Below are 17,302 nucleotides of genomic sequence, written 5' to 3' on the forward strand. Positions count from 1 at the left end.
TCGACGTTGGATCAAGCACTTGTCGAACGCCGGGCACTATACCAAGGGGACGCGTCATGAGCAAGGCTCGATTGCGGGGCGCCCGCACCGCGTTGACCACGAGGATGTGAGGAGCGCCCCTGTGATGTAAAGTGAGAGATGGTTCATGCTTCCCACCCGGGACGATGGTGGGGAGCATTCCTCATTATTCCCGAACAGGAGGCGCACCATGAAAAAGGATCCCAACAAGGGCTATATCGCCCTGCTTGGCTGGAGCCTGAATGCCATCGAAGCCGCCGAGAACTTCGATCGACGCTATGTCGTGGTGGCGCCGGACTGGGCGGAGGACTATTGCAAGCAGCACGACATCCCCTTTGTGTCGTGGAACTTCGAGCGCCTCAACGATCGCTCCATGGAGATCGCCGAGACCCTCAAGGAGATGGGCGTCAACGTGTCGATTCCGCTGTTCGAGGAGACCGTGGAGTGGGCCGGCGCCATCAATTCGGTGCTGCTCGACAGTCCGCGCCTCTATGGCCAGTCGCTGCTGCTGCGCGACAAGGCCCTGATGAAGCGTCGCGCCCAGCTGGGCGGGATTCGCGTGGGGATCTTCGAGGAGGCCCACGACAAGGAAGACGTCATCCGTTTCCTCAAGCGTGTCAACCAGACACTGCTCAAGCTGGATGGCGACCCCAACGACCCCATCCACCTCAAGGCCTTCGACAAGGCCGGCTGCCTGGGCCACCGGGTGATCCGCACCCCCGACGAGGTCGATACCATCCCCGAGGAGGAGTTCCCGGTGCTGATGGAATCGCACCTGGACGGCTGGGAGTTCGCCGTGGAGGCCTGGATCCACGACGGCAAGATCGCCTTCCTCAACATCTCCGAGTACGTGACCCTGGGCTATTCGGTGTTCGTGCCCGCCTCGCCGGAACTGGAGAAGTACCGCGCCCAGATCACGGCCCAGATCGAGAAGCTGATCAAGACCTTCGACATCGAGTTCGGCCTGATCCATCCCGAGTACTTCGTCACCAGCGACGGCGAGATGTACTTCGGCGAGGTCGCCTATCGCCCGCCGGGGTTCAAGGTCTTCGAGCTGCTGGAGCGGGTCTATGGCTTCAATGCCTACCAGGCCAGCATGCTGGTCTTCGATCCCAAGACCACCACGGACGAGGTCAAGGCCTTCTTTCCGAAGGAAGTGGTCGATGCCGACGGCTATGCCGGCTGCTTCGGGGTCTATCCGCGCCGCCGGGTGGTCAGCCGCCTGGAGATTCCCGAGGAGGTCGAGGAAGACCCCTACTTCGAGTCCCACGAGCTGACCACGCCCATGGAAGAAACCGTCACCAAGCGTACCGCCTTCGGCACCCACTGGGGCCTGGTGTACTTCAAGGGCGACGACCCGCATCGCCTGCGCGATCTCCTCAAGCATCAGGAAGAGCTTGATTTCTATGTCTGAAGGGGGCGTCATGAGATGCATGACAGCCTGACGACGAGGAGTCGGCGTGACGACGCAACCTGACGATCAACGCGGAAGCATCGCTTCCGCCGCCACGGACAAGCTCACCGGCCTGCTGGTGAAACTCGACGAGGCCATCGAGCTGCTGGCCGCGGCACGAGACTTCGCCAAGCCGGGCAAGCTGCCCCGGGTGCTGGACACGGCCCGCCGGGTGATGCTGCTCGACGGGGGCTGTGCCGCGATGGAGGCCCGCGCCGAGCGGCTCGAGGCGGCTGGCGTCTTCCAGGGCTCCGACTGGGCCACGCCCCAGTTCCTGGTGCCCTCTCTGACCACCCAGGCGCTCAAGAGCCCCGACGCCAACACCGTGGTGGTGGAGGCGCTGAGCGAACTGCGCCTGCTGGCCGTGGCCAAGGGGGATGTGCTGCATCCCCTGGTCTCGTCCGAGCAGGCCCACCACTACCTGACCCAGGTGATGGCGCTGAACCTGTGGCTGCTGTTCGGCGCCCCGACCGAGGCCGAGCGCGAGACCCAGGGCCGCCTCGCCCAGTTGCCCCGCCAGCTGTTCCAGCACCTGGCGAGACGCATCGGCTATGAACACATCATCGACAAGCTGATCGAGGAGATCTGGCGGATCCTGCAGCAACGCCCGATCCAGGTGGAGCCGGTCAAGCAGATGATCACCCAGATCGCCATCTGCCAGGCCAACCCGGACATCGACCTGGGCGCCAGCGGCCAGGGCGCCGACCGTTTGGTCAGCTCGCTGTTCGGGCCGACCCAGGCCTGCCGGGAGGACCCCGGCCTCGAGGTGTATCGCGAGCGCCTGTCGAGCATGGATGCCACCGCCCTGCAGGCGGAGGCCACCGGCTTCGCCCGGGCCATGCACGATACCGGCCTGGTCTCGGCCTACCAGCCGGTGCTACTGCGCCATCTCACCGAGCACAGCGACCACCTGATCGCCGAGGCCCTGGGCCTCTCCTCCACCGGGCGCGACTGCCTGCTGTGCTACCGCGACCTGGTGCATGCCCTGATCCGTGGCGGGGTCCACCCCGCCACGCCCCAGGCCGCCTACGGCCTGTCGCTGATGCTCGAACGCGGCATCCTCTACCAGCCGCCGGTGGCACCGGCCATGTGGCGCCAGTTGGGGCTGCCGCTCTCGGAATGGTCGCAGCTGCGCCTCGACCTGGCCTTCGGCGAGACCATCTCGCCCCGCGCCCGCCTGCTCGAAGGGGTGCTGTGCATGCTCGGCCTGCCGCTGGGGGTCGGCCAGGGCAACAACCCCACCTGCCAGTCGGCCCGCGCCCTGTCGATGTGGGCCTACAACGACCCGGACTATCTCCTGCAGATGGTCGCCTGGGCGGCCCGCGACGACGAGATCATCATGCACTTCGAGGGCATGCCGCTGTCCTCCATGGCCAGCCTGTCCGGCGTGTCCAGCGAACTGCCCATGGACCTGGACCCGGTCTCGCTGATCGTGGTTCCGCACCTGGACCGGATCTATGCCGAGATGGGCCGACGCTGCGCCGGCCGCGAGGGCGACCCGCACCGCTGGGTGAACCCCGAGTTCCACGGCTGGTGGTCGGGCCGCGGCTTTCGCATCAACGTGGACGTGGCCAGCGGCCAGCTGCATGACCTGGATGCCTTCCTGCGCCACTTCTATGCCAGCTACCACCCCTACTACAACGGCAACCAGCCGCTGATCCACCCCCAGCCCGCGGGCATCGCCGTCACCGACAGCGCCGCCCGCTTCATCGGCTGGCATGCCATCACCCTGCTGCGGGCCAACCTGGACCCCTCGGACGTGATGCGGGTCTACTTCTACAACCCCAACAACGACAGCGGTCAGAATTGGGGCGATGGCGTCCGCGTCAGCACCGCCGGCAACGGCGAGCGCTTCGGCGAGGCCTCGCTGCCCTTCGAGCAGTTCGCCTCGCGACTCTACATCTTCCACTATGATCCGCTGGAGCGCGGCGAGCTGGCCCAGGTCAGCGAGGAGGAGCTCGACGAGGTGGTCGGCTACCTCCAGCGCAGCTGGGGCGCCGATCGCCTGCCGCCCGCCGGGCTGCAGGCCGACGAGGGCCCCTGACCCACCCGCAGCCTCGCCAACAACGGGGGCTCCGCCGCGGGCCGGGCCGGCCCGCGGGGAATGACGAGTGCCGCCCCGGCAGCCCCATACCGCACCGGGCGAGCGCCCCTTCCCGTCGCGGCCGGGCGATATGGCATAATGCCGCCTTCGCTTCGCTGCCGCCGGATCGCCCGCATGCCCCGCCTCGACCAACTGCTGCTCCACCAGGGACTGGCCCGTTCCCGTACCCGCGCCCAGCGCCTGATCCGCCATGGGCGGGTGCGCCGCCGCGACGACGGCCGGGTGCTGACCCGCCCCGGGGAGAAGCTGCCCGAGGCGGTGGCCCTGGTGGTCGAGGAGGACCCGGAGGAGCGCTACGTCTCCCGGGCCGGCCTCAAGCTGGAGGCCCTGCTCGAGTCGCTGGCGCTGACCCTGACGGGCCGGACGGTGCTGGATGTGGGCCAGTCCACCGGCGGCTTCACCGACTGTGCCCTGCGCCATGGTGCGGCCCATGTGATCGGCGTGGAAGTGGGCCACGACCAGCTCGATGCCGGCCTGCGGGAGGATGCCCGGGTCACCTGCCTGGAGGGCCTCAATGCCCGCGCCATGCGCCACGATGCCCGGCTCGCCGCGGCCCTCGCCCGCCACCCGGCGGATATCGCGGTGATGGACGTTTCCTTCATCTCCCAGACCCTGATCCTGCCCGAGCTGGGCGCCCTGCTGCCCGCCGGAGGCGCGCTGCTGTCGCTGGTCAAGCCGCAGTTCGAGGTCGGTCCCGCCGGGGTCAATTCGCGGGGCCTGGTCACCGATGCCCGCCGCTACGGCGAGGTGGAGGCGCGCATGCGCGAGGCCTGCGAGGCCTGTGGCTTCACGGTCCGCCACTGGCGGGAGAGCCCCATCCTCGGCGGCGACGGCAACCGCGAGTTCCTGCTCCACGCCCGACGCCGCTGAGGCCGGCCGGGCTCAGCGCCCGCCGTCGCCTCCACCGCCGCCAAAGTCGCCCGGATCCCCCGGGGCGCCGGGCGGCGGATGCGGCGGGTCCTCGAGCACCTCTCCACGGGGCCGACGCGGCGGTGACTGTCGCAGCCGCTCGACGCGCACGTCGAGGAGGTCGTGGGCAACTACCACGCCGTATTCGGCAAACAACTCGCCAAGCCGCGCGTTGAGTTCATCGGTGGCCAGCAGTCGATCGCCCAGGCTATTGACGTAGATGCGCAGCTCGAACGCCAGGGCGCTGCTGTCGTAGGCCATGAAATAGACCTCGGGAGGCGGGTCGTCCATCACCCGCTCGTTCTCCTTGGCGGCCTGGTAGAGCAGCTGATGCATCAGCCGCTGATCAGTGCCGTGCGCCACGCCGTAGGAGAGGATCACCCGGGTGATGCTGTCCGACAGCGACCAGTTGATCAGCTGGTCGGTGACGAAGGTCTTGTTGGGGATGATGATCTCCTTGCGGTCGAAGTCGGTGACCGTGGTGGCGCGGATGCGGATGCGGTTGACCGTGCCGGTCAGGTTGCCCAGCGTGATGGTGTCACCGATGCGCACCGGCCGCTCGAAGAGGATGATCAGCCCCGAGATGAAGTTGGCGAAGATCTCCTGCAGCCCGAAGCCCAGACCCACGCCCAGCGCGGCCACCAGCCACTGCAGCTTGCTCCAGGACACCCCGAGGGTGCCGAGTGCCATGATCACCCCGGTGCCGACGATGGTGTAGGAGAGTAGCGAGCTGATGGCGTAGGCGCTGCCCTGCTTGAGCTCCAGGCGCGAGAGCACCATCACCTCGAGCAGGCCCGGCAGGTTGCGCGCCATGATCAGCGTCAGGGCCACCACCAGCAGGGCCACGACGACGTCGGCGACCGACACCGCGCCCCCCACCAGGTCGCTGCCCTCCTGCCCCTCGCCCCCGAGCACCAGGACCTGGTCGAGATGGCCGAACACCGCCAGCAGGTCGGACCAGACGAGATAGATCACCAGGATGAAGCCGATCATCAGGATCAGCTTGGAGAGCCGCAGCGACTGCTGGTTGACCTGTTGCATGTCGAGCGGGGGCTCCTCCACGACGTCGGTCCCATGGTCCCCGTTCTCCTGGGCCAGGGCCCGACGCCGCGCCACCGCGCGACGATAGGCCAGTCGCCGCGCCGCCACGGCCAGGCCGCGCACCACCGCGGCCTCCAGCAGGATCCACACCCCCAGCAAGTAGAGGGTGATCACGAAGCGCCCGACCAGGCTCAGGGCCGTATAGGCATAGCCGTAGACGACCAGCCCCCCCAGCACCAACGGCACCAGGGCCATGAGCAGCCCCAGCACCAGGCGGAACAGCTTGACGCCGAAGAAGGGTGTATGGGCCAGGATCAGCTTGGCCAGGGACACGCTCATGCCGATCAGCCCCACCAGCAGCAGCGCCATCGCCAGCGGCCGCTGGGTGAGGTCGATCTCGGCACCCCGGGCCAGAGTGCCGATCATCAGCACCGGCACCAGGGCCACGGCCAGCCACAGCAACCACCAGCGCAACCGAGCGACATAACCGGCGGGCCAGTAGAAATGGCGGGTAGCGACACCCTCGGGCACCAGCAGCCGGCGTGCCCAGGCGATCACCGCCCAGGTCAGTGACAGCTGGAGCAATGCCCAGCCGACCCCCACGGCGATGGCCTGGCCACCAAATGTCAGCACCAGGCCGAGGGTGACCAGACACAACGGCCCCGGCAGGGCCAGCAGCAGGTTCAGCGCCAACGCCAGGGGGGTATGCCCCTGGCTGTCCGCCCGGAGATGACCGACCTCGTCGTAGAGGCGCTTGAGCCGCCGCCGGATCGGCCGACGCAGCGCCAGCAGCAGGCCCGCCATCAGCAGCACCGGCGAGGCCAGCAGGGCCCCGGCATCGGGCATGGCCCAGTGCATCGGCAGGGCCTGGCGCCACTCGCCCTCCTGCCACTCGACGATCAGATGGGTCGGCAGGCGCTTGAGCCAGGCCAGGTCGAGGGGCTGGGCACTGGCCACCCAGAACAGCTGCTCGTTGATGGTGGACCGCAGCGAGCGACTCGTTTCCAGCAGTTGTTGCTGGTTGAGCTGCAGCTCGATGGCGGCGCTGAGCATCTCGCCATAGGTCGGCTCGAGCTGGTCGAGCAGCTCGCGACGGGCACGCAGCAACTGCTCCAGGGGCTCGACCAGCGCCGGTGTCGCCTCCGCCTCGGCATCGGCCAGCTGCTGGCGGGCCAACTCTTCGGCATCCTTCAATCGTTCGCGCTGGCGCTCCAGGTCGAACTGCTTGAGACGCAGGTCGGCGATCTCGTCCTTGAGCCCGCTGCGCACCTCCACCTGGGGCAAGGCCCGGCGCTGCTCGCGGAGGATACGCGACAGCAGGGTGCTACCGCGGATGGCCTCGACATGCTCGCTCAGCCCCCGCTGGAGCTGGCGTACCCGATCGAGCTGGCGGCGCACCTCCTGGCTCTGCCGGACCAGGTCATTGGCCCGGCTGGTGCCTCGCAACAGCTCGAGGCTCAGCTCCCGGTTGGCCTGCTGGGCCTCGACGATGACCGGATGGCGCGCCACGCCCTCCGGCTCATCGCGTACGGCCTGGGCGATCGCCTGTTCCGACTTCTCGCGCCGCTTGCTATCGAGCTGACGCTGCAGGGTCAGGACATGGGCCTCCTGGCTCGCCACCCGGCGCTGCAGCAGCTCGCGACGCTGCTGGGCCAGCTCTCGCAGGCGGGAGTTGGTGCCCAGTTCGCGCTGGTGGAGCGTCAGGCGCTGCTCGGCCAGCGCCTGTTCGATCCGCAGGCGAACCCGTCGCGGGTCCTCTGCGGCGACGCCGCGCGCGGTCAGCTTCTCGCGCTCGGCACGGTGTGACTCGATGCTGCGGGTCGCCTCGGTGATGGCCTGCTGGGCCCGCTCGGGGAGTGTCTGGGTGCCGAGCAGCCGTGTCTCCACCTCGGCCAGCCGATCCTGGGCATCCTGCAGGCTCTCGGAGGCCTCGGCGAGGCGAGTCTCCAGCTCGCTCAACTCGAGGGATTCGAGTTCCTCCAGTGACGCCGAGGGCGCTTCCTCAGGCGCCGAGGCCAGGGCCCGCTGCAGTTCGCGCAGCTCCACCGGGGCCTGATCGACGCGGGCCTCCAGCTCGGCGAGCTGTCCCTTGACCGCCTCGAGTTCCTCCAGCCCCGCAATGGCCGCCCTCAGGGCATCGATGTCGCGGGCCGTGGCTTCATCGACGCTCTGCCCTTCCTCGGGGGTCAGCGCGGACAGGCGTTCCTGCAGGGCCGCCTGGTCGGGAATCTTCGGCCCCTCGGCCTGGCCCTGCGCCGGGACCGGGGCCAGCCCCGCGATGACGCCGACCAGCAAGAGGCAAACAATGTGAAAGACGAGCGGACGAAAGGCGCGCGGCGATGCGATCAAGGGAACCTCGTCGAAGGCGTAACCATGGGCGATGCCTGGAATTCTCGTCTTCCGAGACAGGCCAGGCAACCCAAACAGTCGCCGGACGGGAACAGTTGACTCGCCCCGCTGGCGTGGTAGAACGGCATTCTCACCTTCGCCAGGATGGTCTGTCCATGACGCCGTCACGTTACCGCTCCGGCCTCGCTGTCGCCCTGCTGGCCGCCGGGCTGGGCAGCCAGGCCCAGGCCCAGGAGGGCGAGGCGCCGAGTGCCGCCGAACGGGAAGCGATTCGGGAACGCATCCAGTCCATGGAAGCCGAACTCGAGGGCCTGCGCGATCAGCTGAAGGCGGCCGATCCCGATCCCGCCCCCCAGCCAGCCGCGGCACTCGAGGAAGAGGAGCTGGAGGAATCGGTGGCCAAGCGACGACTCCTCGAGGCGGAGTCCAACCGCAACCCCTTCTCCATCACCACCCATCGCCGCAACTACTTGTTGCCGCTCACCTATACCGCCTCGCCCAATGATGATGCCTTCCGGGCCATCAACGACGAGGTGGAACCCGACCGGCTGGAGATGAAGTTCCAGTTCAGCGCCAAGTTCAACCTGATGGACGGCCTGATCCTCGGCAACGGCGACCTGTTCTTCGGCTATACCCAGCGCAGCTGGTGGCAGGCCTACAACGCGGATGCCTCCTCGCCGTTCCGGGAAACCAACTTCGAGCCCGAGGTCTTCCTGGATTTCGAGAATGACTGGTCGCTGGCGGGCTGGACCAATATCCACAACCGGATCAGCCTCAACCACCAGTCCAACGGGCGATCCGATCCCCTGTCGCGGAGCTGGAACCGTGTCATCTTGACCAGCACCTTCATCAACGACGACTGGGCCGTGTCGCTGTCGCCGCACTGGCGGGTCCCCGAGGACGAGAGCCAGGACGACAACCCCGACATCCACAAGTACATGGGCTACGGGGATGTCACCGTGGCGCGACGCCTGTTCGGCGATCAGGAGGCCAGCCTGCTGTGGCGGGGCAATCCCGGCAGCGGCCATATGGGCGCCCAACTGGATTACTCCTGGCCGCTGTTCGGCAAGATCCGCGGCCACGTCCAGTACTACCACGGCTATGGCGACAGCCTGATCGACTACGATGACAGCGTGCAGCGACTCGGCGTGGGCTTCAGCCTCAACCCGCTGTTTTCCACCGGGACCTTCACCCCCTGAGCGACCGGGGATATTACGGCAGGCAGGACGACTGCTATGCTGGAGCTGTCATTCACCGTCAGAGGAAGACCCGATGGCCGACCGTACCCCGCACACCCACGAGACCACGCAGCAGCTGAAGGAAGACCTGCACCACCTGTCCCAGACCATCGAGGAGTTGGTGAACGCCACCGCCGACGACTCGCGCAACAACATCAAGGAACTCCGCGCACGCGCCGAGAAGCGCCTGCAGGACACCCGGGCCCGACTCGAGGCCCGCGGTGAACGCGCCTATCACGATGCGCGGGACTCCGTGACCCAGCAGGCCGACGCCTGTGACCGCTACGTCCACGACAACCCCTGGACCAGCATCGGCATCGGCGCCGCCGTCGGCGTGGTGGTCGGCATGCTGATCGGACGTCGCTGATGGCGGGGAGCCAGGGACCGGCTCAGCGACTGCTCGGGGCCGGCAAGCGGCTGCTGTCCAGCCTGCTGGCGACCGGCGAGACGCGCCTGCGTCTCGCCGTGCTGGAGCTGGAGGAAGAGCGCGCCCGGCTGGTGACGATCGCCCTGCTGGCCGGCCTCAGCCTGATCCTGCTGCTGCTCGGGCTCGGCACGCTCACCACCCTGATCATCGTCGTCTTCTGGGACAGCCACCGTCTCACCGCCATCGGCGCGAGTGCCGCCGTGCTATTGCTGGGCGGCATGCTGCTGGCGGCCTGGGTGGTGCGCATGGCCCGGCAGCGTACCCTGCTGGCGAGCACCCTCAAGCACCTGGCCATGGACCGCGAACTGGTGGAGAAGCACCGTGACCCGGACCGCTGAACCCAGCCGGCGCGAGCGCCGGGCGGCCCTCGAGGCCACCATCGAGCAACAGCGGGTGGACCTGCTGGTCGCCGCCGATCGCTGGCAGGCGGCGGCCCGTCCGCTGGATGCCGGCTGGCAGGCCGTACGGCGCTACCGGGTGCCGATCCTGGTGGCGGGCGGCCTGCTGCTGCTGCCGGTGGCGCGGCGCCCGGGAAGCGTGACCCGGCTGGGGAGAAAGGCGATCGTCGGCGCCCTGGCCGTGGATCGGTTGCGTCGCCTGTTCAACCGATTCCGCTGAGCCCGCCGCTGCCCGCCCCTATCACGGCTCTGTAACCTGCTGATGTTTCAGTCCTGTTATGATGACGTGACGGCATTGTCATCATCGCGGTCATGACAGGGGAACCGATTTCATGCGCATGCTGGCCCTCTACAGCATCAAGGGCGGCGTCGGCAAGACGGCCTCGGCCGTCAACCTGGCGGCCGAGGCTGCGCGGGCCGGGCAGCGCGTGCTGCTCTGGGACCTGGACCCCCAGGCGGCCACCAGCTACTACCTGCGCGTCAAGCCGCGCATCCGTGGCGGGGTGGACAAGCTGGTCAAGGGCAAGGCCTCCTTCGCCAAGGTGATTCGCCACACCGAGGTGGACAACCTGGACCTGCTGCCGGCCGCCCTGGCCTCGCGGGAGATGGACGAACGCCTGGCCAAGCGCGGCAACAGCCACCTGCGCCAGATCCTCAAGCCCGTTCGCCACGACTACGACCTGGTCATCCTCGACTGCCCGCCCAGTCTGTCGCACCTGTCGGAGAACATCTTCTCCAGCGTGGATGCCTTGCTGGTACCGGCGGTGCCCACGGTCCTGTCGCTGAGAACCCTGGAACAGCTGCAGGGCTTCCTCGATGACCATGACATCGCCTGCACCCTGTGGCCCTTCATGACCCTGGCCGATCGTCGCCGGGCGCTGCACCGCGAGATCATGGCGACCCTGCACGAACGCTGGCCGCTGATGCTGTCCCAGGTGATCCCTTCCGCCAGCATGGTCGAGCGCATGGGCCTGGAACGCCGGCCGGTGCGTGACTTCGCCCCCCGCAGTCCCGCTGCCCGGGCCTATACCGCGCTGTGGCTAGAGCTCGCCCAGCGACTGTGCTGACGGCTCAGCTCGCCTCGCCGCGCATCGCCGCCCCGGCCGCGTCCAGCCGCGCCGACAGCGCGGTCATGTCCGCGGTCCCGGCACGATCGACGGCGGTCGCGTAGTGAGCCAGCAGCCGCTGGCGATTGCCATGGGCCAGTCCCAGGAAGCCGCGCAGGTGGCGCGGTGCCGTGGCCCGTACCGGCTCCCCGCGGGCGGCTCGCCACAGCCGGTCGACACTCTCCTCCCCGGCATGGGCGGCGGCGACCTCGCACAGGGCCGACTCGCGGACCAGGTCGTCATGGAGCACGCCGTAGGCATCCTGGAAGGTCTTCATGGCCCTCTCGGCATCCTGGCAGGCCGGCGAGGCCGCCTTCCATGGCCGCAGCAGGTAGCGGATGCGCTTGCCGGTGATCCGTGGTCGATGCAGCGCCTCGCGGTCCTCCGCCGAGCCGATCGCCGAGACTTCGCGGACCAGCCGCTCCTGCAGGGTGGCCAGTTCCCGGGCGCTGGCCTCACCGAAACCGAGCCCCCTGGCCTTGCCGCCGGGAAGTGACGAGAGGGCGCGACGCAGGCCGGCCTCGAGGGCCGGGAAGTCGGCCGACAGCGTGCTGCTCGCCGAAGCATAGGCGGCCTCGACCTCAGACTCGAGCCGGGCCTGCCACCAGTCGACGGCGCCTCGCTGGTCGGCCGGCAGCGCCTCCTGCTCGCTGTCGAGCCAGGCCAGCATCACCTCACCGTCCCGCGCGGCATTGGTCGCCTTCGCCAGGTCACGGAGCTGCCGTCGCAACGGCTTGGGGATCTTGATCCCCGGATACCCCCGGTAGGCCTTGAGCCAGGAACGAAGACGCCTCACGGCCACACGAAAGTCGTGGAGCCCCTCGGGGTCCTTCGGGTCGGTAATACGGGGCAGCGCCGCCCGCGCCTCGTCGAGCAGTTCCTCGGCGACCCTCGCCACGACCGTCCCCAGCGCCTGCCGGTGAAGTGCCTTGGCCATCTCGCGTCCTCCTTCGTTGGTCCGGTCCGCCGTCATGGCCGGCGGACCGGAGCATGGCGTCGGCCGCTGTCAGCCATGAGCATGATGGGGGTGTCGCGGATCCATCATGCCCTCCCTGACCCCATATCGTCAGGTAGGCCCAGGCCACCTTACCGGGATGACGCTACAGTGCCAGGCCGCAGGCCACGCCGGAGGCCCAGGCCCACTGGAAGTTGTAGCCCCCCAGTTCGCCGGTGACGTCCAGCACCTCGCCGATGAAGCGCAGCTGGGGCAGCCCCTTGACCTCGAAGGTCTTCGACGACAGCGCGTGAGTGTCGACCCCGCCCAGGGTCACCTCGGCGGTGCGCCAGCCCTCGGTGCCGGCGGGCTTCAGGCGCCAGGCATTGAGCCGGCCGGCCCAGGCCTCGAGTTCGGCGTTGGAGCACTCGGCCAGGGGGCCGTCGTCGCCGTGCCATTCGACCAGGGCCTGGGCCAGGCGCCGCGGCAGGCGCTCGCCGAGCCAGGTGGAGACCCGCCGCCTGGGGGCTTCCCGCCGCGCCGCCACCAGGGCCTCGAAGGCATCCACCCCCGGCAGCAGGTCGATGGCCAGGCTGTCACCGGGCCGCCAGTGGCTGGAGATCTGCAGCATGGCCGGTCCCGACAGGCCCCGATGGGTGAACAGCAGGGGCTCGCGATAGGCGCCGCCCCGGCAGCGCACCGCCACCTCATGACTGAGGCCCGAGAGTGCCTCGGCTCTCGCCTTCCACCGGGAGGTCAGCGTGAACGGCACCAGGGCGGCCCGGGTGTCGGTGACCGAGAGCCCGAACTGCCGGGCGATGTCATAGCCGAAGCCGGTGGCCCCCATGGTGGGGATCGACAGGCCGCCGGTGGCCACCACCACCGCCCCGGCGTCGATGCGCCCGCGCGAGGTCGCCAGGCGCAGTCCCTCCCCGCGGGGCTCCAGCGCCGAGACCGACGTCTTGAGGCTGATCTCGACACCGGCCCAGTCGCATTCGGTCAGCAGGATGGCCAGCAGGTCCTTCGCCGACCCGGCACAGAACAGCTGCCCGGGCGCCTTCTCCACATGCTCGAGGCCATGACGCTCGACCAGCTCGACGAAATGCTCGGGGCGATAGCGCTTGAGCGCCGAGATGCAGAAATGCGGGTTGTCGGAGAAGAAGTTGGCCGGGGTGGTGGCCAGGTTGGTGAAGTTGCAGCGGCCGCCGCCGGACATCAGGATCTTCTTGCCGGCCTTGTTGGCATGATCGATCACCAGCACCCGCCGACCGGCATAGCCGGCGGTCAGGGCGCACATCAGTCCCGCCGCGCCCGCGCCGATGACGACCACATCAGGCTGCGAATTCATATGGTTCCTATGTCGTTTGGCTGTCCTGCGGATCCGCCATGGGCCTAGAGGTCCTCCCCGATGAGGGTGAGAAGCGCGGCATCCTACCAGAATTAGTCTTGCAATACTTTGTGTGACGGCTACGCTTGTTTCTGTAACATATCGTTACCGGGGCGTCGCTATCTGGAAACACATATCCATTAAAAACCTTAAAAACAATAGGTTAATAAAAAACACACCTCAGAGAGACAAATACATCTCATCAAGGCAAAACTATCCATCTTTAATTTTTAAAAGACTAATAAAGAATAAGATGACTCATGTCACTCCAGGAAACGCGCCTGATAGGAGCTGCGACGTTATGGCGGGGAAGCCCAAGGGGGGCCTGAATGAAGGTAAATGACTATCTACTGGTGATTCCGAGAACCCGGAGTGACATTGCCGACCAGGAATACCTGAAGCAGTTGAAACATCGGGACTATACGGTCGAATGCCTGCCCCCAGGGCAGGATGTCGTCGAGGTCCTCACCTCCAGGCCGCCCTTCGCCGCCTGCTTTCATTACGATTATCCTGACCAGCAAGGGCTTGCCGACCTTCGCAGGGCGAAGCAGGTCGCCAGATCCGTGCCCCTGCTGATGATCACCCACGCCCACTCGGAGGAGCTGGCGATCTGGGCCTTTCGCTCACGGGTGTGGGACTACTTCGCCGAGCCCCTGGACCTTCAACGTTTCATGGACGTGGTGAAGACACTCCATACCCTGCGGCTGGGGGCCGCTGACGCCGATACGGCACTAACGCCGTTGGAATACAGCAATCGGATGCCACGGGATGCCCGACTCCACTATGCTGCACCTTCTGCCCGCGAGGCTACGCTGGAAAAGGCCATGGACTACATCGAGCGGCACCTTGACGGCCGAATCTCGCAGGCGGAGGTTGCCGATAGCTGTGGCCTGAGTATCTTCCAGCTCAGCAGGCTATTCAAACGCAACACCGGCTGTACCTTCCAGGATTACCTGCTGAATCGCCGCATCGAGGAGGCGGTAAGGCTGCTGGCGAACCCCACCGTGACCATCACGGATATCTGCTTTGCCGTGGGCTTTCGTGACCTCTCCTACTTCACCCGTACCTTCCATCGACAGATGGGCCAATCCCCTTCCGCCTATCGCTGTTCCCTTGCAGACGAGACGCCTCCGCTGCCGCCCGCGGCCACCACTTCACCGGCCTCTCTCTCCAAGCAGCCGGAACACTCTGTCAAGTAGGGCGGAATACCTCCACACACACCGCTCAGGCATCTCAGGGCCAGTAGAAGCAAAAAGGGCGCCGGTCACACAAGGCAGTGACCAGCGCCAAAGGGGCTCTTTTTGCCACTCAATCGACCAGCACGGGTATTCGTGCCAGGACGCCGAAATTCTCCCCCCCCGTCTGCCCCTTGGGCTCATGATAGGAACAGCTGGGCAGGAAGAAGATACTCATCTTGCGCCAGTCGGCCGGGTCGCCATCCTGGTTCTCCAACCTGAAGTGGCCGGTGAAGTCATCCCAGCGCTCCTGGCCGCTGGTGCTGGTGTTTTCCCAGTCGCCCCGCCATTCGACGTCCTCGGAGTCCGGTGCCAGGCTCATGCGCTCGGGCGCATGGGTATCAATCTGGCTCTCAGGTTGGTTGTTATTGATCACCCAGACGATATGCACGGTGACCGCGCCGACCAGCTCGTTAGTGGGCGCCACCCCTGACTCGCAGTCGACGACCGGCAGGGTCAGGGTCCAGGTGATCTCACGGTTGGTAGCCTCCACCCAACAGTCGTAGAAGGCCGCGAAGGCCGACTGCACCTGGCCATTGTTGGTTTCGATGTTCTCGCCATAGTTCAGTTGATCAGGATTGCCATCGCCACAGACCAGGTCCCGCAACTCGTTGGCATTGGTTGCGCCGTTGTCGCCGTGCTGCAGGTTGGTCCAGCCACCGGTCTGGTCGCCTTCCGGTATGAAGCGCCCCACGTCACAGGAATAGTTGCCGTCGGGGTCCAGCAATGCCTGCTGGCACAGGGCGATAGGCTGATCCAGGTCGTGTGGCCGAACGGTACCGGCGAAGCCGATATAGGCCACCGAGCGTGCCGCCACCTCATAGCCGTCGAAGCCCAGCACCTTGCCAAAGAAGGCCTCCACCTGGGTCTGCTGCCGGGCGGTGACGACCTCCACGGCATTTATGAAATTGGGATTGAGATCCAGTTCCTCGGTCGTCTGCCCGAAGAGATCCACGGGCTCCAGGGAGGGGTTGGCCGTGAAGCTGCGATCAGCAAAGCTCCAGTGCCCTCGCCGGGCACTGAGGACTTCCGCCGAGGTCTTCTGGCTGTCGTTGGCCTCTGCCGCATCCGTCGCAATCTGGTTGGCATTCGGGTCAACGGCGCTGCCGTCATCCGTATACAACCACCTGGCACCGGCCAGCGACCCCGCATCGGCCGCATTATGCAGCTCGTTGCGAGCCACGAAGAGGTTGCCGCCATCCACGGCCAGGGCAGTGAAGGCCAGCAGCATGAAAAGCGCCAGGGTCACCAGAACCATGGAAACCCCCGTTTGTCGCCGACACGATCCACGACACCGCGACCCGGGTTTCTTGACCTTTGTACTCATCATTCCGCCCTCATCACCGTGGTCGTGGAAAGGGCGAAAGTCCCGCCCAAGGTACCGATGAAGCTTGGAAGCACCAGGAACTGATAGGGGTAATCGATGATCACGCTCAGATCGTCGCCGGCATCGAAAGCACCACTGGCATCCCTGTCGAAGCGCTCAACCGTGATATCCATCTCGGCAGGCCCTCCTAGCGAAATCAGGTACTGCTCGGCATAATCCCGAATGGCCTGCTCGATGGCGGCATCCTCCGCCACCAGATCCCGGCTGGCCGGCCGATACAGGATCCCCGTTCTCGCCCCTTCCCGACTGGCGTTGGTCAGGGTCGCCTTGTCGAAGAGCGCAACACTGAACTCGATGATGCCGAACAGGAGCAGGAACAGCAGGGTGGCCGAGATGGCAAACTCCACGGTTTCCGAGCCCCGCTGTCGGCGCAGTGATCCTGGCATGGTCATGATCAATACCTCCCTTGTCAGTGACTAGTTCGTCGCTGGGGACACGTTACGCCGCATCAACTGATTCAGGCTCTCGACGTTCTCTCCGGCGGTGGCATAGTAGGCAGGCGACAGTCGCATGGCCTCCTCGAAGAAGCCCATGGCCTGGTCGAAGCGACCTTCCAGCATCGAGATATAGCCGATGTCGTTGTAGGCCTCTGCACGATCACCATGGCGTGCCACGGCCTCGATGGCGGTGTCGTAGTCGCCCTGCCTGGCATGGACCAGCCCCAGGTTACGCCAGGCGAGTTCGTAGCGAGGGTTGACGTTCACGGCCTGACGAAGCTGAAGCCTCGCTGCGTCCAGGTCGCCGACGAGATAGTAGGAATACCCCAGGTTATTGAGCACTCGTGGAATCCTGGGGTTGACCTGCAGGGCCTTCTCATAATGGCGTCTCGCCTGTTCATGCTGACCACGGATGTCGGCGATCACGCCCAGGGCGTTGTCAGCCTGCCAGGGGGCATCAGCGCGGGCCGCGATGGGCGTCAGGTACTGCTCGGCCTGTTCGAAATCGCGCTGCTCCAGCATCAGGACCCCCATGGCCGTGCCGGCACCCGCATGACGTGAGTCGACGTCCAGCGCCCAGCGATAGGCCTTCTCGGCCAGGTCGGTGTTACCTCGACCATGGTGGATGACGCCCACCCGATAGAGGGGGTCGGCCTGGGGGCGATCCTCCATCTGCAGGCCACGCAGATACTCGAAGAGCGCCCGGTCGGCGTCGCCGGCCCGAAGGGCCGAATCACCATTGCGATAGGCCTCCTCGGGTGAGCCCACCGGGAAAGCCGTACTGTAGGCCACCGACGAGTTGCCATCACTCAGGGCCCCATACGGGTCCCCACCGCCCTGTGGCCCCGACTGGGTAGCACAGCCTCCCAAGGTGAAAAG

General features: G+C 66.7%; 15 protein-coding genes. 9 read left to right on the forward strand and 6 right to left on the reverse strand.

Translation table 11 applies throughout. From position 1 onward, the window contains the following. Positions 1–208: 208 nt before the first annotated feature. The 3 genes from OCT48_RS12120 to OCT48_RS12130 all read left to right on the forward strand — a co-directional run bounded on the left by OCT48_RS12120 (position 209) and on the right by OCT48_RS12130 (position 4,445). On the forward strand, positions 209–1,432 hold the full coding sequence (locus tag OCT48_RS12120) for an ATP-grasp domain-containing protein (protein ID WP_263589403.1): 1,224 nt from the start codon (positions 209–211) through the stop codon (positions 1,430–1,432). Positions 1,433–1,478: 46 nt separating this feature from the next. Then, the gene (locus OCT48_RS12125) at positions 1,479–3,515 is read left to right on the forward strand and encodes a hypothetical protein (protein ID WP_263589404.1); all 2,037 of its coding nucleotides are present in this window, start codon (positions 1,479–1,481) and stop codon (positions 3,513–3,515) included. Between the two features lie 174 nt (positions 3,516–3,689). Beyond that, the gene (locus tag OCT48_RS12130; protein WP_263589405.1) at positions 3,690–4,445 is read left to right on the forward strand and encodes a TlyA family RNA methyltransferase; all 756 of its coding nucleotides are present in this window, start codon (positions 3,690–3,692) and stop codon (positions 4,443–4,445) included. Positions 4,446–4,457: 12 nt separating this feature from the next. Here OCT48_RS12130 and mscK read toward each other — a convergent pair whose 3' ends face one another. Then, entirely contained in the window at positions 4,458–7,874 is a 3,417-nt protein-coding gene (mscK, locus tag OCT48_RS12135) for a mechanosensitive channel MscK (RefSeq protein ID WP_263589406.1), read from the reverse strand. Between the two features lie 155 nt (positions 7,875–8,029). On the opposite strand from mscK, the gene OCT48_RS12140 reads away from it, so the two are divergent. The 5 genes from OCT48_RS12140 (at position 8,030) to OCT48_RS12160 (ending at position 11,004) form a co-directional block, all read left to right on the forward strand. Next, on the forward strand, positions 8,030–9,073 hold the full coding sequence (locus OCT48_RS12140) for a phospholipase A (protein WP_263589407.1): 1,044 nt from the start codon (positions 8,030–8,032) through the stop codon (positions 9,071–9,073). 73 nt (positions 9,074–9,146) lie between these two features. Then, entirely contained in the window at positions 9,147–9,479 is a 333-nt protein-coding gene (locus tag OCT48_RS12145; protein WP_263589408.1) for a DUF883 family protein, read from the forward strand. Further along, positions 9,479–9,877, forward strand: coding sequence for a phage holin family protein (locus OCT48_RS12150; RefSeq protein ID WP_263589409.1), 399 nt, complete (start codon positions 9,479–9,481; stop codon positions 9,875–9,877). Before OCT48_RS12145 ends, OCT48_RS12150 begins: the two co-directional genes overlap by 1 nt. Continuing rightward, positions 9,861–10,157: a YqjK-like family protein gene (locus tag OCT48_RS12155; protein ID WP_183381938.1), complete on the forward strand. Its 297-nt coding sequence runs from the start codon at positions 9,861–9,863 to the stop codon at positions 10,155–10,157. Before OCT48_RS12150 ends, OCT48_RS12155 begins: the two co-directional genes overlap by 17 nt. Positions 10,158–10,269: 112 nt before the next feature. Then, positions 10,270–11,004: a ParA family protein gene (locus tag OCT48_RS12160; protein WP_263589410.1), complete on the forward strand. Its 735-nt coding sequence runs from the start codon at positions 10,270–10,272 to the stop codon at positions 11,002–11,004. 4 nt (positions 11,005–11,008) lie between these two features. Here the strand turns inward: OCT48_RS12160 and OCT48_RS12165 are convergent, their stop codons facing one another. Beyond that, positions 11,009–11,980 (reverse strand): CHAD domain-containing protein, encoded by a 972-nt coding sequence (locus tag OCT48_RS12165; protein WP_263589411.1) that lies wholly within the window; start codon positions 11,978–11,980, stop codon positions 11,009–11,011. 163 nt (positions 11,981–12,143) lie between these two features. Further along, positions 12,144–13,325, reverse strand: coding sequence for an NAD(P)/FAD-dependent oxidoreductase (locus OCT48_RS12170; protein WP_263589412.1), 1,182 nt, complete (start codon positions 13,323–13,325; stop codon positions 12,144–12,146). 368 nt (positions 13,326–13,693) lie between these two features. On the opposite strand from OCT48_RS12170, the gene OCT48_RS12175 reads away from it, so the two are divergent. Beyond that, positions 13,694–14,563: a helix-turn-helix domain-containing protein gene (locus OCT48_RS12175; protein WP_263589413.1), complete on the forward strand. Its 870-nt coding sequence runs from the start codon at positions 13,694–13,696 to the stop codon at positions 14,561–14,563. Positions 14,564–14,672: 109 nt separating this feature from the next. On the opposite strand, the gene OCT48_RS12180 is transcribed toward OCT48_RS12175, so the two are convergent. The 3 genes from OCT48_RS12180 to OCT48_RS12190 all read right to left on the reverse strand — a co-directional run bounded on the left by OCT48_RS12180 (position 14,673) and on the right by OCT48_RS12190 (position 17,215). Next, positions 14,673–15,857, reverse strand: a complete 1,185-nt coding sequence (locus OCT48_RS12180) for a Tad domain-containing protein (RefSeq protein WP_263589414.1) — start codon at positions 15,855–15,857, stop codon at positions 14,673–14,675. 68 nt (positions 15,858–15,925) lie between these two features. Beyond that, positions 15,926–16,378, reverse strand: coding sequence for a TadE/TadG family type IV pilus assembly protein (locus tag OCT48_RS12185; RefSeq protein WP_263589415.1), 453 nt, complete (start codon positions 16,376–16,378; stop codon positions 15,926–15,928). 24 nt (positions 16,379–16,402) lie between these two features. Continuing rightward, positions 16,403–17,215, reverse strand: a complete 813-nt coding sequence (locus OCT48_RS12190) for a tetratricopeptide repeat protein (protein WP_263589416.1) — start codon at positions 17,213–17,215, stop codon at positions 16,403–16,405. Positions 17,216–17,302: the final 87 nt, after the last annotated feature.

Origin of the sequence: Halomonas sp. M4R1S46 (genome assembly GCF_025725685.1) — a bacterium.
In the GTDB taxonomy this organism is placed as follows: Bacteria; Pseudomonadota; Gammaproteobacteria; order Pseudomonadales; family Halomonadaceae; genus Halomonas.